This window comes from Nitrososphaera sp. AFS, assembly GCF_009898475.1.
Taxonomy (GTDB): Archaea; Thermoproteota; Nitrososphaeria; order Nitrososphaerales; family Nitrososphaeraceae; genus Nitrosopolaris.
Map to the genome: position 1 here is coordinate 1 of NZ_QURE01000015.1, position 23,343 is coordinate 23,343.

A 23,343-nucleotide genomic window follows, 5' to 3' on the forward strand; every position below is an offset into this window, starting at 1 on the left:
TTGTATAAAATGTGTCCTGTTTCGATAATGTTAAAAATATTGACCAGTTGATTGGGCGCAGACTTGAAGTTCGTCTATTAAGTAATTGTAGTACCTTTATCTCAACAAACGACTATCATTATTTGCAATCAATTAAAATAAGAATTGCACATACTAGACTAATCAATCTATAGGTTAAACACCTGACCGGATTCACCTTAGCCTTTCTCTGAAGTTTTAAAAGAAATCGATTTGTATGCATCGTTATATAGCCAATCTCTACCAAATCGGTATCTTGTTCAAACCCCACCTAAATCGAGTGGTCCTTTTCCTAATGATTTTCTAAGGTAACTTGGCTAAAATTGATAGATTCCAGAGAATGGATAACTGAAACGTCAAAAGGGACACTAGAACTATTTATCCATACTATAAACATCTGGCCTGATTCGCAGTTGAATTTCGCTACAAAGTTTTAAAAACAAAGGATGTGTATACGCGTAATGCAACCCAGATCTTTACGAGACAAATTTTTCTTTTTCAACTGCTAACTAAAATCAGTTGGGTTTCTTTCAAAAAAGATTTCCGAAAACAATTTGATCAAAAATGAGATAGAGAGATTTACCCAATATTTGAAATTTTACAATTAAACATTAATAATATTGTTTGACTAAAGGCAGAGGTATATGGATTATGAATAATTTAATAAATATATTTGTGTTTAAAACATTATATTAGTCCTTATCCCTGTTGAGTATTATTGTCGAAAAAGGACGAATTCTGTAGGCTAATAGCAGTACAGTCAAAAAACACAGCGGCAGAATACAATGCGAGATTAAGGCACTTTGAAGCTTTTTTAGCAAAAAAATATGGAATAAAAGACTTAGATATTTTTTTGGACTCTCTTAGAAAGAAAGCAGTTGATGTGTATGACGTGATGGGTGAATATCATATAGACATGAAACAAAGACAGAACTATTCAAATTCAAGTATTGTGGGAAAACTTACAATAGCTAAAAATTTTCTAGAGTTCAATGAAATTCAAATTTCTAAAACTATTTTTAAACTAAGAGTAAGAACTCCACGACAGTTACGTGTAGAAATTGAAGCACTTTCAAAAGATATGATAAGAAAGATAATAATTGCTTGTAATAATGATAAGCGTTTACAAACATACATTTTGCTTCTGGCGGCTACGGGAATGAGAGCACGGGAGGCTTTGTCTGTACGTCTAAAAGATATAGATTGGAGTAATCATAAAGTCATATTAAGAGCACAATATACAAAGACAAATAGACCACGTTATGTATATCTAACAAAAGAATGCGTAGAACACTTGAAAAATTGGAAAGAATATAGAGAAAGAGTAAGAAGAATAGTAACACGTGACGGCAAAAGAAAGATAGTCACAAGACCATTTCGCCCAGATGACCTATTTTTTTCAACAGGTAGGCGTGAAATATCGAATACCCCATACAATTTGTATGTAATACTAAATCATAATTTTGTTGAGTTATGTGACAAAAATGGCTTTGAAGCAAGAAATGAAGATAACAAACGTCGTAAGTTTACATTTCATAGCTTTAGACGTTTTGTTAAAAGTACTATATCCGACTTGGGACACCAGGACTATAGCGAGTGGTTTCTTGGCCATTCAGGGTCAACTTATTACCGCAAGACAGAAGCTGAAAAACTAGAGATATTCCATAAGGTCGAACCGTATCTTACTTATCTAGACTACTCCGAACTTGAAGCAAAAGGCGCAGATACAGAAACTAAGCTAGCACAAAGCAAGGAGGAAATTGAAGAGCTAAAACGGCAAATTTCTCAACTGAAAAATGGACAAGATCAACGTATCATAGATATCACAAGAGGAATAAGCCGGGAAATGCAAGAAGAGGTAGAACGGTATAACTCTGAATTCCTAGCCGACACAATATTGAGTATAGTCAATAAACAAACTGATAAACCAAAGACTACTGATGAGGCTGAATCAGAGAGGGCCGGTCTAATCAAGATGCTTCTAGATAGTATGCGAAGAAGTAGACAGAAGGTAGTCTAAAAGAGGCTAAAAAAATGATTAGTTTCAGATATCCACAAAAAGCAGTAAAAAAATGCCAGTTATGTGGAAAGAATTTTGAGAAGCCAACATGTAGTTTCTAGTTTTTCGAATCCTGTTGACAAAGTCGACACGGTTATGGAGGTAGAACAACAAGCAGAAAAAGAAGGTAAGACACTAAGCCAACCCATAGTGAGTTTGCTTGAGCAATACAATGAGTCAAAAAAAGTAGAAGGCCAAAAAGCTACTCCAATAGCACTGGCCCTAAGTAATTACGCCCCAACTATTAATGGTCAGACAAGCTTATTACTTTTTGCACACTTGAACGAAGAATGATATAGAAAAGTGATTAATACTGAGGATAGAAAGTTATTATCAATATATGAGGCTCATGGTCATACCATGAAATACTCAGCCCAGAAGAGGCTCAAAGACTTGGACATTATGGCTAGGATAGGGAGATGATAGTATGCCTAAAGTTCCAGTTGACATAGAGCTTCCAAGGTCAACTTATGATAAATTTATGACCTATTGTAAGGAAAACCGTTTAGACAGTGCATTAATGATGATGGAAATTGATAAACGTAAAGGATTGGAGGAGTCTGACAGGTCTCAAACTAAACATGACTTAGTTAAGTGGTTAAATTTCAAAGAGATCATAGACTGAAGAGGTAACGACAGCGGGCCATATGTGCTCTCGCTTAACACACATGGCCACCGGCTTAAGGTGTGTGGGAACGAAACAAGCAGACTACAACTGGCCATTGAGTAGAGAATTAGACCTGTCATAGTCTGCCACGATATGCGTTGTGCTTATTATAATATACATAAGTACATAATAAAGGAACCTAGTCAAAAACCGACATGTAGATCATTCATACATTCTATATGTTGTATACATGTTTTAATACTCGTCTGTCGTTAGATCCTTTACAGAAAAAATACGTTAGGCGCTGGCTTGAGTTGTGCTCACAGTCCCAAGTCATATCCAGGAGCGAGCTGGATATCTGTCACAGACTTGGACCCATTACCAGCGCCTTATTTTCTATTTACAGAACCATAGGATAAAGTTAATGTTGTAAGTGAGGCCGAACGAACGCAATTTAATAAAAACTTTAGTAGTGACCGGTAATGGACTAAAAATATGACAGAAAGACCTGCAATGCTCAAGAGGGCAATAGAACACTATATCAAGAAACTAAGGAGTTTGAAGGAGGATAAGGAGGACAAACAGGTTATGATAGACAGTGATATCTTTACGGGTGATTTGGAAGCAAATGCTACACTGGCTGGAAAAGCCTATGACAATTTCAAATATGAGTTTGAATATCGGGAAATACTCTGTTATGCGCTTCGTGTGTATGTAGATGACCTCGAAAAATCCAAAGAGGCTGTCAGAAGAAAATTACCAGATGTAAAATTGAGGTTTGAAAATATAGATAGGGAATTAAAAATTGCTTGGGATGCGCAGGGCGAAATCTGTCAAGGACATGGGTTAAACTTATCCCCCCAACGGATAGAACGAACGACGTAAGCCTGATTTCATTCATTTTTGATACTAAATTCGTTTTAGAAGTATGAGTTGTTAGGTCATGGTTTAAATAAAAGGCCAGTTGCAAAAAACTAATTATATTTTGGATGGCTTTATAGTAGCTACTCCGTACTGATTTAATACTATACAGCATCCTAAAATCAGAACATATTTATACGCACCAGTGTCACGCCACATGATGTATGACCAATAAGACTCAAAAGTTACCCAATGCAGAGCGCATAGTACGTAGGAATAAGATAGTGGAAATGAGAAAGACTATGAGCGTACGACAGATAACTAAGGAGACTGGCTGGCCCAAATGGACGATATTACGCGACTTAAGTGACTCCAAAAGGTACCCAAATAATGAGGATTTAGTCGACTACCAAGAACGCAGAGATAAGATATTGGAGCTTAATAATGCATACAAGACTCATACGGAAATAGCTACGACTCTTAAAATCAGTCCGGCTATTGTGTTATTTGAGTTATATCGTCTAAAGAGACAGGGTAAGAGAGTTATAAGAGGCAATGAAATAGCTGAATATAAAGCAAAACAAAGAGCAGCTATACCAGAGCCGGATAAATTAGTGAAATGTTCTTATTGTGACGGTACAGGAAGACGAAACGGCCAACAGACATGTAATATTTGCTTTGGGGATGGAAAGATTGATAGTTTCTATGGCAATATTGTCAAGGAAAACGTCGACTTACTCACTATTAAAACACGTCTAAAGGCCGCCAGATGGCTCATGAAATATTTATGTTTGGATGACTGGCAGCAGTTGGCGACATGGTATCTAAAATTTGATACGCTGGAGGAGAATAACAGATACTTCGAGAAAATAGTCGGAGCGGGGTTTGTTGGGGAGGAACTTGTTAAGGTAAAAAAGGTAGCAGTTAGATCCCAAACTAGAACGGTTTGGGAACTTCAACATATCTACGAGCTGAATGGTATAACTACATTACCTTGGCAACGTATCTATCAATACGCAAAGGTACCAGCGGACAAGGAGAAAAAACCGGAGTATGATAAGGCTTACACGGCAGAACAAATAAAAAAGTTGTATGATAACTCTAATTTGACCTACAAGGCAGTTATTTCATTTTATATGAGTGGTTGTAGAAGAGGCGCACTTTATCAAGTATTGAGTGCTGTAGACCGTATAAAATATCCAGAACGCGAGCGCTTTTTAAGGATAAAAGACTTGAAAGACCCGTTAGAGGATTTAGCCTACGAACAGCGACGAGACTTTTTATTAAAAATACCTGAATATGAAGAAAGTCCGATATATGAAATGAGAATATATTCTGAAGACCTAAGTAGGGATGGAGAGCCAGTTTACTATACATGTTGGTCAACCCCTGAATACCATAACCTCGTAAATCAGATGTTAGCAAAACGCCAAAGGGATGGCGAACTTGGTACAGAGCTAAAGGACCAGCCATTTGATATCAGAGTATGGCAGGAAAAATGTCCGGAGTCACCTGTTTTTAGAACTGAATATGATATAGACCATTATAAAATAACACATCCCGAAGAATTTCCTCTAACATACACGGGTATAAACGCATATCTTTCACGTCGACGACAAGACCACCTAGAACCTATGAAGAAAAGGGTTAAATTATTTAATGGTTTTCGGTCTTATGTAGAAACTGTTCTAGGTCATAATGTAACACCAAAATTAAGTGAGAGAGAGATTGCTTGGTTTATGGGCCGTGAGCTGCCAGCAATGGGAGAACATTATGATGCATGGGGGAAATTAGACCAGATTGTTAAATGGTGGGGTGCCCTAGAATGGCTGACCATTGATAAGGAAAAATATCTAGATAAGAAAATTAGACAGAAGGATAAAATTATTGAGGACAAGGAAATAGAAATACGAGAACGTAGAAGGGATCAATATCTTTGGGACTTGAAACATGAAGCAATGCAGGAACGGATGGATAAATTAGAGGGTGGATTAGAAAAACTACTTAGATACATGGGTGAAACCCCACCAGAAAGGACATTAACGAATAAAGAAGCTCCATCATTAACATCAGACGAGAAAATGGAAAAGCGGCTTGATAGACTAGAAGCAATGATTTCCAAAGTTATACCGGAAGAGGAGCGGCCTAAAGGAAAGATTGAGATTACTTCTCATGCATTAGAGGACAAAATCAAACATAATAATGACGGAACAACTGACCAAAAATGAGATTATTAGTAGTCTGTATGAGTTTTTGTCGGAAGTAAAATCCATCAAACAACAACTCAAAGACGACAAAGAAGAATTTCGTAGAACTCACAAAAGTTACTGACTGGCACCCTCTAATTATTTTATGACCAATAAGACAAAAAGAGGGCCCAATCAGCTATTATCAAATGCTCAAAAAGCCTAATTTTAGTTCTCGTATACCGAGATATACTCCTAACACCTATTGGAACAATTAGGTTCACTAACCAAACGCAGTAAATACACTACTGCCAAAATAACACCGGAAAACTTAGACCTTATTAAAAAGGTCGGACACAGCGGTATGACAATTAATGACTGTCTGAATGTATTATTAAAGAGCGCAAAGCGGGACATTAAAAATTGACGCTCCAATGCAGTCATTGTCTCACAGTTTACAGAGATGACCAAATTGAAAGTTTACACCAAAAATATTCTGACGGTAGAGGCGGCTTTATGAGGTCAGAGCAAAAGACTTGTCGCAACTGCGGATCAGGCCATCATAGTCTAAGGGAGGTTTCGTAATTGGCACAAATATTAGTTAAACAAGCATCGACTAAAGTACATCCGGCTCAAATACAATCAGTTTCAGTTGCCCTAGAGGCCATATCAAAACAGCTTGAACCGTTCATAAAAGACTATAATCAACGAATGAACTTCTCCGCTAATCTCATAAAGGCAGTACACAAACAGAATAAAAAGTTTAAAACGAGCTCTGCAACTGCAAGAAAAGCTCTCGTAAAACAGGCCTTACAAGTTTTGGGTGCGGATATTTGGAGAGGTGTTGAGGATACTAATACCAAAATGTCACCAGGCCCAGGCCCTTCTGTACCAGGAAATAATGTTGCGAAGGATAAACAGGTAGAGAAGTCGCTACCTGAAACGAGACTGTCAAAATGTCGAGAAAGAGTCTTGCAATTACTTGGGCCCGGAACAAGTGAAGACAGTATTTCTAGAATTTGCTCTATAGTGACAAATGGCGTTGATGATACGGATGGTACTGTTAATGCTAAAGTTAGACTTCCTCAGGAGGTTCGCTTATCAGCTGCTACAAAATACATACCAAAAATTGGCATAGAGAACGTCGGTAAGTGGAAACAGGCCTTAGTAGAAGCAAAGAATCAATCAAACCTGAAATCAGCTTCATCAGATAAACCAGCGTGGCTAATCTGCAAAGAACATTTGGAAAGTAGGTATTAGCTATGCGACAAGGTGACTTAGACGAGTTAGAAAAGGAGAAATTAATACAAAATACTCCAAGTGGTACAATTAACCATGAGGTTAGTTATCTCGAAGACCCTAATCTATATAGCGCTCATTTAGAGCAACAAAACAGAAAACTCGTACCAATTAATCCTTTTGAGAGTACTCGCAACCAACTCTTTGATGATCCGCAGCTTAATCCACCAAAGAAGACAATTGAAGGCCGTGATTCGGTAGATGCAATTTTTCCAGAGCTCTGGCGTAATAGCTTAGAAGAACGCGGGAAACGAATGAATGAGAACGGATTCCAGGCTAGACTTGAAAGGTTAGAACAATCAGTCTCAGAAATCAAATCCCTCCTGCAGGGATTGAAAAAATGACAGAAGAATGCACCTTATACGGCTTTAATGCGGAGGGGTTCTCGGATATTTATATTTCCGGTAATACCGTGGAAAAACGAAAGTCTAAGCTCACACCTGTAGAAATTGGTGACATAATACACAATTTTCAAAGCAGTTTGTCAAAAGCGGATAAGGCCGGAAGAGTACGCGGGCCTGATATGCGACGTCATAACAGTCAATGAGTATCTTTGATATGAGACAGTCGGCTATCCACGGTAGTCAATAAGGATAGTCGGCTTTTATTTTTGAAGTCTAAATGGGAATATCTGGCTTTATCCCACCTGCCATTTACAGAAAGCTCCTAGAGCTGGGCAATGATAACGAGCTTGCTATCAAAGAAATAGAAATGATATTAATTCGTGACGCGTTAATGCCCTTTGGCTTTAAGTGTAGTCATAAGAGAGTAGGGGTTTCAAATACCACAGCTAAACCTTTCTGTAAGGACTGCTACGCTAGGCTTGAACAGGTTAAGGGGCCAATACTTAAGGGTAAAGTCATTTTAGAGCCAGGAGTATACAACGAATTACCTACCTTCCTAGACGAGCTGAAGGCCAAGCAGAAGGAAGCAATCAAGGAGTTAGTTTAGTTTTAAAGAACATTTAAGCAAATGCTTAACTACTATTATATATTATATATTATATATTATATATAATAGAGCTTCGCACGTTTTAGGAAAAGGTTTAGTTTCAGGAGTTTTAGTATGAGCGGAGTGAGGCCGACGAAGGAGGCCGAACGAAGCGATATCTTATGCCTTGAATGCGGTGAGTACCTTCCTAATGATACTATCATAATCTTGCAGCATGAGGCCTATCACCGGATTCAAGAAGTTTACAAGTAAGGTAAGCCTGTCCTAAGTTGGTTAGAGGTTAAACGGTAGCTCTCACCATAACCAAAGTTAACCCTCTCAGCTACTAGTATATCTTCTTTGGTAGCCCAACCTATGATATAGCCACGCTTATTCGGGATATCTATGCCAACTAATACATAGTTATTAACCCTCATTGGTTTACCAACTGGAATTAACAAATATGGTGATCTCCAATAGGGACTACTTTTTACGTCAACATCGCGAAAGTCTATGCCACCATCACCATAAATTATCAAGTCTAAGTTAATCTCCTGACCGGTTTTAATGGCATAAACCATTTCTCCTAATAGGCCTATGAAGTGGCCTTTATCATTCCAATATCTTGAGCTTGCAAAACCTCTTTTTTGGTTATCTCTAAGCTCTGAAGCAGCTTCTAATACATTCCAGTATGGGCTCAAGTCAACCCACTCTTTTAACACAAACGGCGGCTAGGCCGGTCAACTTCGAGAGAACTACTTAGTTCACTTAATGCACTCCTACAACATTGTGTTTATGTCACAAGAAACGAAAACAGTTCGTCTTAGAAAGTCAACTGTAGACCTTTTAGCTAAACATGCGGTTTATGGTATGTCAATGGATGACGTAGTTTGTAGTTTGTTGAAAAACGCTTCCAAAAAGATATGAGTTGGATATTAGACGAGGCCTATTGCCTCTGTAGACACCATTTATTTGCACACTCTAGGCTCACTTACGACGGCACAGACACTAGGTGCTCATTTTGTGCTTGTGAGGCTTATGAACCAAACATCAAAAAGATATTGGCTGAGCTTGAGGCTTTGAAGATGATAGCTAGGAGAGTTAAAAAATGAACGACTGCAGGTGTCACTATTACGGCGATGACCATGTTACATTTTGCTGTGCTTATCACTTGTTGAAAATGGCTAGCGACTGAACTAAAATTGACACATATGACACGACAAATTGTTGAAAATGGCTAGCGACTGAACTAAAATTGACACATATGACACGACAAATTACAAGTTTGACACGTTCTCAGCAGGATATAGTGATAGAGTGGACACGCAAGCGTATACCATACCGCCAAATAGCAGACTATTTAGAAGTTGACAGGGGAGTAGTACAAAGGTATCAGCAGAAAATACAGCTGCCAAATGAGGCCACCGTAGATATAACCTCTAGCGTTAGTGGACTGGACAAGTTAAAGGGCCTATCATTCGAAGACTGGAATCAAGCTATAGGCCTACCAACTAAACCAGGTAGAGGCCCTTTACCAATTTACGACTATGAAATGACAATATTCAACGAGCTTATGAAGGTTGAAGGTAATCATAAAGACCGCCATTTGGCTTTGTTGGCAGCTCGAGGACTTGGAAAAACAGAACTGGCAACTAGGATAATTAGTTATCTTTGTACCAAAGATGACAGCCTAAAAGGCTCTGAGATGATGGTCATAACTGGCAACAGACAAAGCCTCTCCAATAACATCGTCAAAAGAATAAAAAATACCTTTCGTAACGGTGGTATATATCTCGAAGACAGCGCAGCTAGTTATGTAGACATTAACGGCGTTCACATTGAGGGCTATCCCGCAGCGGGACATACTGAAGCAGGTAGAGGTAAAGCCAACGTTTCATTCATATTCTTAGATGAAAGTAGTTGGTGGAATACTAACGAAACGCAAGGTATTCTCGATGTAATACTTGGATACTTTCACAAATCAAACCCCTATTGTTTGTTCACGAGTAGCCCTTCAGCTCCGAATGATCTGATGGATCAAATATTCAATGAACCAGAATCAGACACAGTATGGCGAAGGCTCAAAATGGATTACAAGTTTGGTTTCGGTAAGATATTTCTGCCTTCAGACATTGATAGAATCAAGAAGGTTTCGAATACATTCGCCAGAGAGCTTGAGCTTCGTTGGAGTCCTGTAACTGGTACGTTTCCTATTGAGTCAGTTGACTTTGCTTTTGATAATCAAATGGAAATAAACCCAACTTATTACGTAATGGCTTGCGACCCCGGATGGTCGCCAGCTCGCTTTGGTGTCACATTACTAGGCATAGACAGACGCAACGGCCTAAAGAAAGTCATAGTTAGCGACGAGTTTTCAGAAAGTGAAGATAACATGGTTGAGTTGATAATAAGTTTGTATAAACAATTTAATGTCAAAAACATATGGGTTGATGCAAGTGATAAAAGGTTCATTCGACGTTTAAAGGCCAACACAACAGATCAGGTTGAGTATGAAGCTCATATTGATTATCTCAAAAAAAGCAAGATATTGAATCAGTATAATCCGCTAAAGAATTTGATGGTTGTAGTTCCTCTATTATTCTCCAATGAATCAAGCAAGGAAATGCTCAGTTATGCTAGGTTGTGTCTTGAACAAAGGTTAGTATCAATACCTCAAGTTTGTACGACTCTTAGAAACGCATTATACAGTTGCCAAGACGTCGAGGGAAATATCCTAAAAGGCCCATTATCTCACGGTAAAGGCTCTGATGTACTTGATAGTTTTCGAATGGCCGTCTATGGAGCTGACAACTGATGCCAATAGTCGGAGTGACCGGCGACCAAAGCGAATATAAAAAATATCTACAAGACAGACACCGAATCAACCTTGACCTATGGGATATTCCTAGTGAAAGTGTTTGGTGCGCAGTATGTAATGTCAAATTAATACCAGGCTCAAAGGGCGACCTTCTTAAATGGAATAATATTAATCCGCAATATTGCGAAAGGCTAGAACGTGAGCTAACTGATAACCAGGTTTACCTATGGTGTAAGTCATGCTGCGACTACATGAAGGAACCTGCCTCTAAAGTGGAGCTCACGGGATGGCCTACTAAAATCAAAGGAGGGGCAGTTTATTGCTCGAAATGTATCAAAGACAACCTACCTAAGCCGTCGCTTTTGCCTCGAATGAAAGACGGCCGTTGGAAGTGGTATTGTCTCAACTGTAAATATACTGAAAAAATGGACCCAAGTTATCAAAAGCGAACTTATGAACAAAACTCATTTGTAGTTTCAAAAACCAGTAATAGAAAGTCTAACACGGATTTAGACAAGGATGACGAGGAAGACTTGCAACGTTTCTTAGGCATAGTTGCACCGGGAGCTCATAAGGTTGACCAAAGCTAAAGCAATAAAGATATCCGAGCACAAAAATGCGAATTTGGGAGAGTTTAGGCTGAATGTCTATGGCGGCCTTCAAACGGATTATGTCTATGTGAGAAAGACTAAATGAATGATATCGTAATAATTACAATCAGCAATTCAGTTGCGACAGCTTTTACTTACCTGAGTTTTAAGGTTACAAAAGCATCCTTCACATGTAGTGGTCAGCTGTGAAAAAACGGTGTTAATGTAATCGTTTAGAATCAACTCATACTGGGCCTGGAGGCTCTTGCACGTGGTATACTTCCCGTTTATCTTCTAGATCAGTCTTCTGTACGTTTGGTGGTAGTGTGTGCACCAAACGTCTAGTAGATTCCTCTATATTGGTATCATATTATCTCAACAATCTTCTTGACGCAAATTCTAATAATTCTCTGAGTGTACTCTACTAGTTATCATTGCTACATGTATTCCAATTCTAGCCTTGTACAACGTGTACATAAACATGGCAGCTTTTGCACTCCTGTCTAATGACTGTCTTTAGTTCTGCTATGATCCTTTTCTAGTCATCGTCTATGGACTTTAACTTCTCTACAGTTGACATCGTCTGAGACGTTTAACAATCATCTTGGCTTGAGTGGTGCTACAAGGCGTATTAGTATACTGTGTATGCTATTATGTGACTAGTGTGATAAGGCTTATATTGGGCGTTGTAAAATAGTAAATTTAATGATTATAGAAAGGCAACGATTTGGTCGTGGCTTGATCGGAGAAATTTCGAAGTACGTCTACAAAAATCCAATAGTAGTTTACAGAGAGGGTCCCAGTAACGGACTGGATGCATGTGATCCTTATCGGGAAAAGGAAGTTGCTCGTATTGAAATTTGCACTGATTACGAAGGTGATATCGTGATAGAAGATTGGGGAACCGGAATTGAAAACCTTCAGGAATTCCTGACCATAGCTGAAGGTCAAAAGAGAGTTAGAGAAGAAATTTCATCATACGAAAAGGTGAGTGATAGAATCATAGGTCAAAAGGGAATGGGCAAAATGAGCTTTCTCAGTATGTCTTCAATCAATAGGGTTGAATTTTTCAGCAACAACGAGAAAGTTGGATTACATATTATCTTAACGGATGACCCTAACGATGTCAAAATTGATCATATGAATAGTCAAGTGGCGTTGCCACATCGTGGACTCAAAGTAGTTATAAAACGAGCTAAAAAAATAGTGCCAGAAAACAGAGTAAAGGAGTATTTATCCAAAACATTTGCTCTCAGAATAGCTGGAGGAGCAAAAATATTTGTGAATGGTACGAGAGTCATGGAGCCTGAGGGTTTTGATCCCGAAGGAAGCCCATTATTTCAATTGCGTGATAACACTTGGATATATGGGAAATTAAAAAAAGTTGAAAAACCGAAAACCGATAACATTGATATATTTGTTAAAAAAATCCATGTTTGTTACAAGGGCTTTGACTACAAAGTAGAAGGCTGGATAAATTGTGACAAATTGGAGCTTACAACTTCTAGAGATGAAATCTACGAGGGAAATGAAGTGTACGTAGATTTTATGACTAGACTAATGGGATATCTGGAGGGTTATTTTGATAAGAAAGCAGACAATATAGAAAAAGACGTAAAATCAGAAAAAAAGATCAGTGAATCATTTGTAAATGTAATAAAGGAAATTTCTGATCTCTTTCCAGAGCTGACCAAGCCATTTTTGTCTGGAAGTATTTCACACCAGGCAGGAATGGGGACGTTGTCTAATCTCAGTGGAGAACCCCAGGATCAATGTATTGAGCAGCGCGGGGTTTTAGATAAAGATGCAAACATGATTATTGCAAAACCTCTTGGTGATGGAAAAGGTCATAAACTCGGAAATGAAGAAAGTCACTGCCGAGTAACAAAAGGAACTAACGGAAATAAAATTCTAGCGCCACCTAATCTTCTATCTCATGGAAAAGGAGTAATACCAGAACCAACTGTAATTCCATTAAAAGCGGGAGATAAACCCGTGGTTTACCTTTCTGCTCCAAATCGACTTGTTATTAATTTAGATAGGCCAGCATCAAATATCCTACTAAGAGCTAGTCCAAGGGACCCAAATATAAAACACAGAGTGATGCCTTTGTTAGTAAGAGCAGGTTTAGATGCCTTCCCTGGAGCTTCAGAAATGTCAACGGATGAATATTTTAGACATTACGATCGGGTGTTAGATAATGTCTGTTGAAAATCAGTACTACCCATGTCTGGTTTGTGGGGCACTAGGAGTTGAAAAATACTCCGAAACACTCCCTGATGGGGCGGTCCTAATCAAAGTTATTCATGATAATGGACAATTCTGCGAATTTCAGGAATACAAATCGGTCGATTCTTTTTTACAGAGAAAAAAAAATAAAGTTAAGTCCAAGATAATTAGTCACTGTCCTGTTTGTGGAAAACCTGGAAGAATCAATAGTTATAGACCTGATAAGTCACGAAAAAATTTCAAATGGGCATTTTATGTGGACCACGAACGCGTTCAAGGTTATTGGGGAAAGAAAACCAAGATCAGGAAAATTAGGCGTTGCTACATGAAAACTGAAGATCAGGAAAATGCGAAGAAAGAATTAGGGATGACGCAATGATGTGATGTGTAACGGATGAAGAGCTGTTCGAAGATAATATTATGCCAAAATTACAGGCCGACTACAATTATGCTAAGCTCCACTAGCGTCTAATTATGAGTTTACTCTATATACTTAGAGCTCTAATAGCGCAATTTGGACTACAAGCCGTACTCCCCACACCTTGCTCGTCCTATGTCTGTTAACTCTACCTTCTGTTCATTATCCAAGAAATTAAAAGGCTCATTGTCTCTGTTTTCATTTCTGTATCCTCTTAGTTTAACTATCACGTTATGTAAATCATATCCTCCTAATACTGGTTCACATATCTCTTTTACAGTATACACATTTAGTTGCCGGCCTTCACTATCAGGTCTATAATTCCGATTCTCAGGTCGGTTATCTTCATTATCTCTCCTGCAAAGCTCTTTCATGAAACTTTGAATTATGACGTTCGTATGTAGTCCTGCGTTCGGGGAACCTTGTATCCTATTAAAATCGTCCATATGAAGCTGACAAGTCAACTTGAGGGAAGAGACTTTTAAAGGTTATAATAATATAAAATGCAGTTTAACGTCAGAGGGCTCCCAATAATTCTGTCAACTATACGACGGGTTTTGTCAGGACTCAATAAATACAGAAAGAAATAGGTTCTCATGGTACTTGAGACTAAACTAATCAACGTAATGTCCAACTTGCAAGGTTACTTCCATCCGCTGATGCAGTCTTTCTTAGGTTACTTCCATCCGCAGATGCAGTCTTTCTTTATTGGGTATAACCCGAAAGCTGAGTCCGTTTACCTCTTTTCTCAGATGTGTCCTAAATGCAGAGAAGAGTCTTAACTTATACATAGGAAGTTGCCGCCATAACCTTTATTAACAGAGTATATGACAGCCAAAGTCGTCTGGGAGACAAAATAATTTGGCCAAAAGTGGTGTTTCAAACATTATTAATATATTTTTTTATGAACTCAATGAAACTGTACAAGTTATACTGGATAATTCTAAATCACCTCAAACAGTTGCAGCAATACTAAGCAGCCTACCAATTAATTTTAACAAGTGGGGTAAAGAACTTTTCACTGATAGAACTTCTATAACTGCTGAACAAGAAAATGCACAATTAGAAGTTAGTCTTCTAGATGTAGCGTACTGGCCTGAAGGTAAGGCACTGTGTTTATTTTATGGGTCTACGCCTATCAGCAAGGCAGGTAAGATTGTACCTGCCTCTCCTGTTAATGTTGTTGGACACGTCATTTCGGACCAAACCAATGTCATAGACAAGGTTATGGATACAACTAAAGCGTTAGTAGAGAAGGCACAATAAATTATAGCAGAGTGACATTATGCAATAAAAATAGGAAAGAATTTTAGAAGTTGATCTCAATTTCAAAATATATTTCATGTTTCATGTTTCGTGTTTCATGTCTTCTGGAGAAATAAAACCGTGACACTTTTGACAGAAATACATCCCTCTATGTTTGGGATGTTTAATCAGAAAGGCAGTTTCAATCGATTATTTGGTTGGCAGGATTGTGCAGGAGTCAGATTAATAAGTAATCCAAAAAGATGATGTACTTACGTCCGTTATTACGTTGACAACCTGTTTACCAGAACATCAAGATGGCTCACCAAGTTCAGGGATGAAATCCATAAAAGAAGAAATAGGTGAATTAAAGGGCGCACTCTAAGATAGTCTGAATTAATATAAAGACGTGCCAGAAGACTTGCTATATGAAGCTCCTTCAGACCCAGAAATAAAAAAGAATTTCTTTTCTCCGCGCCCGAAAAAAAATCACTGAATTAATAAAGAAGCCGTGGCCTCAAAAATCGATATTTTATCGAAGATATTAAGTTTGTTGTAACGCTATTAACTTTCGACTATTGTCCTTGATTTCGTCGCCGCTTAGGAGTATTTGCTTTAAATCACTGTCCATAATTAAATTGTTAATAAAATTATTCCGATCTTCAGTGGCTAACCCATCATTGGAAGATTCAATGGCGTCAACTGCTTTAAGTTTCCAATAGTTTTGTTGTGCCTTGCCAACTAGAATATGTGCTTGATAAACTACTTTACCAAATGAGGTAAGGAAGAACTTTCCATTCCTTCTAGTTATAAGACCTGCGTTTGTCATTGCAGACATTCTTGAATAGTATTGCTTTCTTGTCAGTTTTAATCTACTAATTGCAATTGTAGCGCTACCGTTTGATAAGGCGATGGTGTTGAAAATGGTAAGTGCCTTGTCGTCAGAAATCGAACGCAATATGTCACAAATATTTAATTGTTCCATTTTTTGAAATTTCTCCAAATTCTGACCATGAATTCATATAAAACTATTAAGTCTCTCGTTTGGTAAACTCTTGGGAAAATTTAACAGAAATTGGGTACAATTATAACGTTTCCCCGAAGATTTCAGCACATATTTGGCACTGCAGACTAAAATAAGTTTCTGATACCTAGCAGTCCCAGATACCTCGCTGTAGTCCACTGACCCTCCCAAAGCCTAAAGGTTTGAAAGATAAAGATGATACAGACAGCATCAGAATTGAACCTTTTTCTGATAATGGATCCATGTACCCGTGACACTAGCACAACGTAGAAGCTTTGCATACTTATGTGGCGAGAGCAGGTTGGCCATTCGTACTAGGTACAGCATAAATACCAGCAGCCGGCTGGCCTGCTAGGTGCCAACCATACATAACAAATCTAACTGCAATACATTTGATTGGAGTGTTCCCAGTTAGGTTATAATATTGTATTCTATTTGATAGCATTGCTATTACTCATACTTTGTTGCAATCATTTTATAATATGCTGATAGGACTCGATATAATTCGTATTCTTGATATTTAATGAATTAGGAAGAAATACTTTGATAGATTATAGCAGCCCTGAATGAATAGATCAAACAAGTGTAAGATCAGCAGGAATATCCTGATCGATTTCTGTTTGTTGTCCTGAAACTGCCCTATCTAAGACTTCTTTGGCTGCCATCTTATGTAAATATTCGTTATTGTTTCCACACCTATAAGAATACGTACATCTAGGGCACCCACTTTCGACTTTACAAGGGCACTCACATAGTATTGCTAATGCTCTTTTCATTGTAACGTCAAACTTATCATATAAGGCTCTACTCGCACCATTCCCGCCAATACCTGAGTCATGAATAAAGATCAGACCAGAAGAACCAAGTGACACTCCCCCCATATCCTGAGAAGCTCCACCTGTTATCATACTGCTTCCTTCAATCAACACATGTTCTGATGCATGGTAACCACTCATTTCCACATAATTTTCATCATTAGCATCATTGAGAATGTCTATGGGTCTTGGTGCTCTGAATACAAATCCCTTAGTAATGAATTCGAATTCAATTGGTGTTGAGAATATGATCTTTTTTCCTTGCATAGTTTCCTGTCCTATTTCAATATTGGTATATCCCGTGACTTTTTTCTGGATTTTTAAAGAACAATACTTTACTTCAATTCCAAATGCTCTCTTTTGTTCATGTACCTCAATAATGCTAGGCCATTCCTCAACCAACGCTTTAGTATAATATGGGTAATCATCTGGAACAGATACAAGTTCTGCATAATATGGATATTCTTTATGTTGAGTATCATAATGCAATTTCCTTACTTGGTATCTTCTACCAGATAGAAAGTATATTGCATTTTCATGAAGTTCTTCGATTGCTTTTGGTAGTGCGCGTTCTCCTAATCGCACCTTACTAAAAAATATGTCTATAGTATTACCAATACCTCTGATACTATACTCATCAAGGATTTCATAGGCTTTCTTAAAATTAGGTACAAAAGACTTTTCGGTTTGGATTATCAGACCTCTAGCAACAAGAGCTTGGATAGTTTTACTCATGGCTACATCAGTTTCATATTCTGATTTGGAGATAGGCTTATCACAAACCATGGCAAGAATTTGGTATTCTTGTACGAAGGGATTTGAAGGGTCAGTATAGACCTGTTCCTGGTCTGCAAAGTAATCATCTGGATGTAAGCAATAATACTGACTAATTGGATCGTTTCCCAATGCCAAAAAGGCGTACCCTTCTTGACCTCGTCTTGCGGCTCTACCTAGTCTCTGTGTTAGCCTATTGATTGGTACAATGCCAGATATGACGGCATCTACATTACCTATGTCAATCCCTAGCTCTAAAGTTGGGGTAGCAGAAATTGTCATTAGCTTCCCGTACTTGAATGCTTGTTCTACTGTTCTCCGCACAGAAGGTAATAATCCTGCTCTATGAACTTTGTTTTTTATTCCTTGCCTAGATAGATAAAAAGATAATAGTTCGGAACCAAGGTGTGAATTATTGAACGCAATTGTTTTATGACCTTCTGCAGTAGTTTGCTTAACAAGGTCAATAACAAGCGACCTATTGGAACGCAAAGATGGAAAGAGCATTACGAAATTAACCTTTCCTCTTCTCCCCTCACCTCGGATAACTCTCATCTCCCTCCCAAATAGTGCTTTACAGAATTGACCGGCATTTGGTAATGTAGCAGAGGCAGCAATTATTTGTAACTGATTCGTACATAACCTTTCAAGCCGCCTTACAATATAGTGGATATTTGCTCCAAATATTCCAGTATATACATGAGCTTCATCTATGACCAAAAATTTAGAGGTTCTAAGTGCAAATGAAAATGTCGTTCTGTGCATGAGATGGTAATGAAGCACATCAAAATTTGTAATGATTATTTGGGGAGCTACTGATAATATCCTATTCTTCTCTTCCCGAGGTGTATCTCCATCAAATATATCTACACTTATCCCGAGACTCGCTGCGAGTGTCATTATTTTCGGAAGTTGATCTCTTGAAAGTGCTTTCGTAGGATACAAAAAAATTGCATGTATTTGACCTTTTATTGGTCTTGTTTGATTTGACTTCGAACATGAGGATTGCAAATATTCTGATATCTTTTGTAGTATTGGAATACAAAATGCCTCAGTTTTCCCTGATGCAGTCGGTGCTACAAGAACCACATCCTCTCCGAGCAGAATATTGTTAATCGATTCTTCTTGAAATTCATAAATATGCTTGATACCTTTCTTGCTTAATATTGAAACTAGCCTATCGTCGATAGAAAGTTTACTAACTGGACATCTTATTCCACTATTCGAATCCTGAATTAATCTGTATTCTACAACATAGTCTTGTTGAGAATGTAATATCTTTCTGAGTAACTTGTTATTTGATCCATAGTTATTTACTTCAAGCAATTTGTCAATTTCTTGTGGGGGTCTTAAAATTCTCTCCTGCTGCATTGTCACATTTAAATCATCACTGTTAGCTACATGTCCATTGTCATACAAGTCTAAAAATTCTAAATATGCAGAATCGTGACCATCTACATCAGCATACTTTGGTACCACTGCACAAATATTACATTCAGAACAGCTAAACAACATCCGCCCATCAAAAATTCTATTGACATTAATTGAATTGAAAATATTGCACCTAGGGCATCTATACCTAGATACGATTGATTTCATCCCCATTTGATTTCTTATTTTGTGATATACCCTATAAAACGCTACTATGCTTCATAGATTGCGTAATTACTAGAAACTATGAAACCAACTAACAATCGAGTTCCTTTAATTTAACCGATAAATTCTAAAGTGGGTCTTTCCTAATACTAACACGGATTGGATCAAATTATTAGTTCCCTTTTGGTTCCTTTAGAATCTTAAAGATACTTATATGACAAAGTAGTCGCATCCTAGTAATCCCCTGCAGCGTAAGATGGCGCTGAGTTAACCGATGAGTCAGCAGAACACCTGATCAAATCTGATCGAATAGTTTTGTGTCCAATATCCGACCCACTTCCGAAACGACTTCCACTATTTCCTGTAGTATGTTGGCTATTCGAAATGAGGGAATTGTTCCAGCTGTTTAGCAAACTCCGCTACTAACAAGTATAAAGTAAAAAACTGAATTATTCATCTGATGTTGGCGATGCTATTGATTTACTACCCTTCTTACCACCTATCTTCTTTGATGTTACTTCTTCGTCAATATCGTCTGCTCCTTTATCGTTTATCGTAAATTTAGTATCGGAATATGGATGATACGGTGAATCCATCATCTTTGCCAGCCTATTTTCTCCAGACTTTCTTAGGTATATCCTATAAGTCGAGGAGTGTGCTACTACATTACCGCCAGCTGCTTTTGTAGGGTCTCCAAAAAAGGTATCCGGAGATGATTGAACTTGGTTAGTAATGACTACTGCAACATTAAATATTTCTGCTAATCTTATAACCTTATGCAGCATGCCATTGAGCCTCTGTTGCCTATCGGCCAAGGTACCCCTTCCTGCAAATTCAGCTCTATGTAGAGAAATGATACCATCGATTATTACTAATTTCGCGTTAAAATCGTTAACATATTTACCTAGATCTTTGACTATTAATTCAAGATGGGAGCTGTTGTATACTTTGCATACTGCAATGCTCTTTAATATCTGTCTATGATCGAGTCCTCTGGACCTAGCTATCTGCTCCACTCTTTCAGGTCTAAAAGTTCCCTCTGTGTCTATGTAAATTACGCCACTATCCATTCCACCAGATTCGACAGGTTGCCTTGCTATTGCACATAATGTGTGGCAGATCTGTGATTTTCCAGAACCGAATTCTCCATAAAACTCAGTTACAGCTTGCGTTTCTATTCCCCCCAATAAGAGTTCATCTAAAGTGCGTGATCCTGTGGAACATCTAAGCATCGATCTTCTTTTTTCAAGGGCAACATCTGCAGTAACAAATTCCTTTTCTATAATACGAGAATCTCTCAAAAGCTTCTGAGCTGCCATTATAAATGCGGCAGCACTTTCCTTTGATGTGTTAATATCCACAGCCAACTCATCTGCGCTTGTTACAGCCAGATCCATTACCGAAACAATACCTGCTTCCTTTAACTTCTTTGCTGTAGTAGGGCCAATACCCTCAATGTCCTGAATTTCTAGATCTATGGCCTCAGTTGAGGCTTTAGGTATTGCATTAATATCGTCCTCTTTGGCAACATGAGGAGATTCTTTTGTAATACTGTCTACCATGCTTTCACTATGTAATATAATTGGTTATATTAATACTGAAAAGTACTTAGTAGGTGGGGAGGGAGGGGTAGTAGTTACAATTTGGATTTACTAAATTTTATTGCTTCAAATGTTTCTTTCCCTCGTCCTGATTTAAGTGTCCAGATCATCGAGTTCGGATGAATCATGCTCACCTTCTAATACTGATGTGTTAAGTTTCAGCCCTATGGATTTGTGTAGGTCAATTTCATGGTAATCGATCGGTCTAGAGTAAGCTTCCATTATCTGAATTATCAAGCATAATATTAATAGTCTAGATTTATTATTTGATAATCAATTATAATGATTGAGAATTGGGAAACGAAGTTAACCAATAAATCAGCGAAGATAAAAAGGCTCAGGTTGCTTATATTGCATATTATAGGTCGGTAGTACTTCGGTCTGGGATAATTAGAGGGAATGTCAGGTATGTTTGGATTGAGATGGTATAGAAAAACGGAAGTAAATCAAAACAAATAAAGAAAAAGTGCTAACGAAATTAAAGAAATAATGCCTTAGCACTTTGTTAAAAGGGTTAGATGATAGAAAGCGCAACGCGAAACTAAATCAATCTACTCATATTAACAAAGTTGTAGAAAGGATTTTTTGATCTCAGATATGCTGATGTTTAGTCCGTCTAGTTGGAATTGCCCTTTGGCTCACTTGATTCAATTGGCGCACATTAAGATTCGATGGTGTGGTGCCATGAGCGCAGGTTCCAACAAGTAAGAAAGGCCTAAACTCTCTTGGTTTGGGTTTTTTGAACCGATTTTATTTTTTAACTGTACATACATGTGGATATTCCTCTAATAATTTAGATCGATAGGTAGAGAGTAGTATGGATAAAATATGTAGAAAAACAACCGATTATAAAATTCTGACTCAGTCACACTATTATCGATATATTATTTGAAAATTCTTAAAGCTCTATTCTCTTTGTCACTCTGGGCGTATTATAATTACCGATGTCGTAACCCAATTCCCTAAGAAATTTCAAGGTCAACTTATAAACTATCTCGTCATGATGTGAGATCTCCAGAATTCTATTCCAAGAGATTTCACTGTATAGTGATATCTCTTCCGATAGAAAGGAGGACGCTTTTCTTGCTTCCACCTTACATTCTTCAAAGGTTTTTCCATTCTTGTATGCCTTGTTCCTTGGATCGCAAGTTGAGTGGTCATTCATTCAATTCATTAATAAATCAACTGCGGATATTTAACTTTACTAAAAACCGAATCATATTAATCACCTGAAAATTGCTTATTGGTTCCACTTTTAACATTACCAGCATGCAAAAAGTCTGGTTAATAGCTGACTCATCTGGATGAAGGCTTTATACACTTGTCTGATTAGTAATGTGGTGTGATTGGTCTCGATAGGTTAGTCAATCAATCAGTCGATTTTCATTCAGCTAAATTTTGTATTGTTTACTTTCCATAATTTTTGGAATTGTAACAGAAGAAGATTCCATTAATTGAGCATCGGTACAAGTACCTAAAACCGTGAAGAAAAATATGATAGCAAATGAGAGCAGCATCAGGATATGTAGATTATTTTGTACGAGATAAATTATTCACGTACATTAATTAGAACTATGTACCTAAAATCACTCTGAACTGTAGCACCATCAGTGGTAACAATTATTATATTAATTGGGGCCGGGTTCGATATATGCGTTTCGCGATTGGCGCATGCAATTAACATAAATATTCGATGCAGATTCATAAATAAAAGTTATTTATTGGTCAAAATATTCCTATGAAATTAATGTATAAAACCTTTACTGCAGGCATAGTGGGAATTACGATAGTAGCACTAGTTCTCGCTGCAACAACAAATTCTGTCTCTGCCATCCAATATATGCAATCACAGCACGGAAGTCCACAAGGAGTAGCTAATATGATGGAGCAACTGCATGATGGAAAGAATATGACGCTTGGATTTAGGCTAGGAGTTACGGTAACGCCCATGTTATGTATGTCTATCAATGGAAACATGTCTGAAAAACCGATGATAGGTAGCATGATGGCACGTAGTATGAACCAGTCAGGAGTGATGATGAGTGGTCAAGGGAATCAATCTATGGCCGGTCTGGGAACAATAATGAAGCACAGTAGTATAATACCTGTATGCTTCTCCATCAGTGATGCGACGTTATTAAGATCCATAATGATGCATGTAGGTATAATAGGTTCTAATACAACCAAAGCAGCTGGAAATGCAACAGCAGCTAATACAACCAAAGCAGCTGGAAATGCAACAGCAGCTAATACAACCAAAGCAGCTGGAAATG

The 23,343-nt window shown here is 37.8% G+C and carries 22 protein-coding genes; 15 read left to right on the top strand and 7 right to left on the bottom strand.

Annotated features, from left to right (window positions below; genetic code table 11):
- Positions 1-736: 736 nt before the first annotated feature.
- The 9 genes from DYY65_RS03435 (at position 737) to DYY65_RS03475 (ending at position 7,981) form a co-directional block, all read left to right on the top strand.
- The gene (locus DYY65_RS03435) at positions 737-2,038 is read left to right on the top strand and encodes a tyrosine-type recombinase/integrase (protein WP_162476589.1); all 1,302 of its coding nucleotides are present in this window, start codon (positions 737-739) and stop codon (positions 2,036-2,038) included.
- A 75-nt stretch (positions 2,039-2,113) separates the two neighbouring features.
- Entirely contained in the window at positions 2,114-2,371 is a 258-nt protein-coding gene (locus DYY65_RS03440) for a hypothetical protein (RefSeq protein WP_162476590.1), read from the top strand.
- A gap of 133 nt (positions 2,372-2,504) precedes the next feature.
- Complete coding sequence (locus tag DYY65_RS03445; protein WP_162476591.1) at positions 2,505-2,702, top strand: hypothetical protein; 198 nt, start codon at positions 2,505-2,507, stop codon at positions 2,700-2,702.
- Positions 2,703-3,179: 477 nt separating this feature from the next.
- Positions 3,180-3,569 carry a hypothetical protein gene (locus tag DYY65_RS03450; protein ID WP_162476592.1) on the top strand — a complete coding sequence of 130 codons (390 nt, stop codon included), beginning with the start codon at positions 3,180-3,182 and terminating at the stop codon, positions 3,567-3,569.
- Positions 3,570-3,769: 200 nt separating this feature from the next.
- The gene (locus tag DYY65_RS03455) at positions 3,770-5,773 is read left to right on the top strand and encodes a hypothetical protein (protein WP_162476593.1); all 2,004 of its coding nucleotides are present in this window, start codon (positions 3,770-3,772) and stop codon (positions 5,771-5,773) included.
- A gap of 543 nt (positions 5,774-6,316) precedes the next feature.
- On the top strand, positions 6,317-6,991 hold the full coding sequence (locus DYY65_RS03460; RefSeq protein WP_162476594.1) for a hypothetical protein: 675 nt from the start codon (positions 6,317-6,319) through the stop codon (positions 6,989-6,991).
- A gap of 2 nt (positions 6,992-6,993) precedes the next feature.
- Complete coding sequence (locus tag DYY65_RS03465; protein ID WP_162476595.1) at positions 6,994-7,374, top strand: hypothetical protein; 381 nt, start codon at positions 6,994-6,996, stop codon at positions 7,372-7,374.
- Positions 7,371-7,577, top strand: a complete 207-nt coding sequence (locus tag DYY65_RS03470; protein ID WP_162476596.1) for a hypothetical protein — start codon at positions 7,371-7,373, stop codon at positions 7,575-7,577. Before DYY65_RS03465 ends, DYY65_RS03470 begins: the two co-directional genes overlap by 4 nt.
- A gap of 74 nt (positions 7,578-7,651) precedes the next feature.
- Complete coding sequence (locus DYY65_RS03475; RefSeq protein ID WP_162476597.1) at positions 7,652-7,981, top strand: hypothetical protein; 330 nt, start codon at positions 7,652-7,654, stop codon at positions 7,979-7,981.
- A gap of 242 nt (positions 7,982-8,223) precedes the next feature.
- Here DYY65_RS03475 and DYY65_RS03480 read toward each other — a convergent pair whose 3' ends face one another.
- The gene (locus DYY65_RS03480; protein WP_162476598.1) at positions 8,224-8,682 is read right to left on the bottom strand and encodes a hypothetical protein; all 459 of its coding nucleotides are present in this window, start codon (positions 8,680-8,682) and stop codon (positions 8,224-8,226) included.
- Between the two features lie 587 nt (positions 8,683-9,269).
- Here DYY65_RS03480 and DYY65_RS03485 point away from each other — a divergent pair.
- From DYY65_RS03485 to DYY65_RS03500, 4 genes are all read left to right on the top strand, one after another.
- On the top strand, positions 9,270-10,775 hold the full coding sequence (locus DYY65_RS03485; protein WP_162476599.1) for a terminase large subunit domain-containing protein: 1,506 nt from the start codon (positions 9,270-9,272) through the stop codon (positions 10,773-10,775).
- On the top strand, positions 10,775-11,368 hold the full coding sequence (locus DYY65_RS03490; protein WP_162476600.1) for a hypothetical protein: 594 nt from the start codon (positions 10,775-10,777) through the stop codon (positions 11,366-11,368). The genes DYY65_RS03485 and DYY65_RS03490 overlap by 1 nt, the downstream gene beginning before the upstream one ends.
- A 705-nt stretch (positions 11,369-12,073) precedes the next feature.
- On the top strand, positions 12,074-13,579 hold the full coding sequence (locus DYY65_RS03495; protein ID WP_162476601.1) for an ATP-binding protein: 1,506 nt from the start codon (positions 12,074-12,076) through the stop codon (positions 13,577-13,579).
- Complete coding sequence (locus tag DYY65_RS03500) at positions 13,569-13,976, top strand: hypothetical protein (RefSeq protein ID WP_162476602.1); 408 nt, start codon at positions 13,569-13,571, stop codon at positions 13,974-13,976. Before DYY65_RS03495 ends, DYY65_RS03500 begins: the two co-directional genes overlap by 11 nt.
- Positions 13,977-14,116: 140 nt before the next feature.
- Here the strand turns inward: DYY65_RS03500 and DYY65_RS03505 are convergent, their stop codons facing one another.
- Positions 14,117-14,461 carry a hypothetical protein gene (locus tag DYY65_RS03505; protein ID WP_162476603.1) on the bottom strand — a complete coding sequence of 115 codons (345 nt, stop codon included), beginning with the start codon at positions 14,459-14,461 and terminating at the stop codon, positions 14,117-14,119.
- Positions 14,462-14,876: 415 nt separating this feature from the next.
- Here DYY65_RS03505 and DYY65_RS03510 point away from each other — a divergent pair, with 415 nt between their 5' ends.
- Entirely contained in the window at positions 14,877-15,281 is a 405-nt protein-coding gene (locus DYY65_RS03510) for a cyclophilin-like family protein (RefSeq protein ID WP_162476604.1), read from the top strand.
- A gap of 523 nt (positions 15,282-15,804) precedes the next feature.
- Here the strand turns inward: DYY65_RS03510 and DYY65_RS03515 are convergent.
- The 5 genes from DYY65_RS03515 to DYY65_RS03530 all read right to left on the bottom strand — a co-directional run bounded on the left by DYY65_RS03515 (position 15,805) and on the right by DYY65_RS03530 (position 22,235).
- Positions 15,805-16,245 (bottom strand): hypothetical protein, encoded by a 441-nt coding sequence (locus DYY65_RS03515; RefSeq protein WP_162476605.1) that lies wholly within the window; start codon positions 16,243-16,245, stop codon positions 15,805-15,807.
- A 614-nt stretch (positions 16,246-16,859) separates the two neighbouring features.
- Complete coding sequence (locus tag DYY65_RS03520; RefSeq protein ID WP_201449302.1) at positions 16,860-19,472, bottom strand: DEAD/DEAH box helicase; 2,613 nt, start codon at positions 19,470-19,472, stop codon at positions 16,860-16,862.
- Positions 19,473-19,918: 446 nt separating this feature from the next.
- Positions 19,919-21,031 carry a DNA repair and recombination protein RadA gene (gene radA / locus DYY65_RS03525; RefSeq protein ID WP_162476606.1) on the bottom strand — a complete coding sequence of 371 codons (1,113 nt, stop codon included), beginning with the start codon at positions 21,029-21,031 and terminating at the stop codon, positions 19,919-19,921.
- A gap of 132 nt (positions 21,032-21,163) precedes the next feature.
- Positions 21,164-21,292: a hypothetical protein gene (locus DYY65_RS12690; protein ID WP_255457446.1), complete on the bottom strand. Its 129-nt coding sequence runs from the start codon at positions 21,290-21,292 to the stop codon at positions 21,164-21,166.
- Positions 21,293-21,968: 676 nt separating this feature from the next.
- Positions 21,969-22,235, bottom strand: a complete 267-nt coding sequence (locus tag DYY65_RS03530; protein WP_162476607.1) for a hypothetical protein — start codon at positions 22,233-22,235, stop codon at positions 21,969-21,971.
- Between the two features lie 573 nt (positions 22,236-22,808).
- Here DYY65_RS03530 and DYY65_RS03535 point away from each other — a divergent pair.
- Positions 22,809-23,343: hypothetical protein (locus DYY65_RS03535; RefSeq protein ID WP_162476608.1), on the top strand; the 535-nt coding region annotated here is incomplete at its 3' end.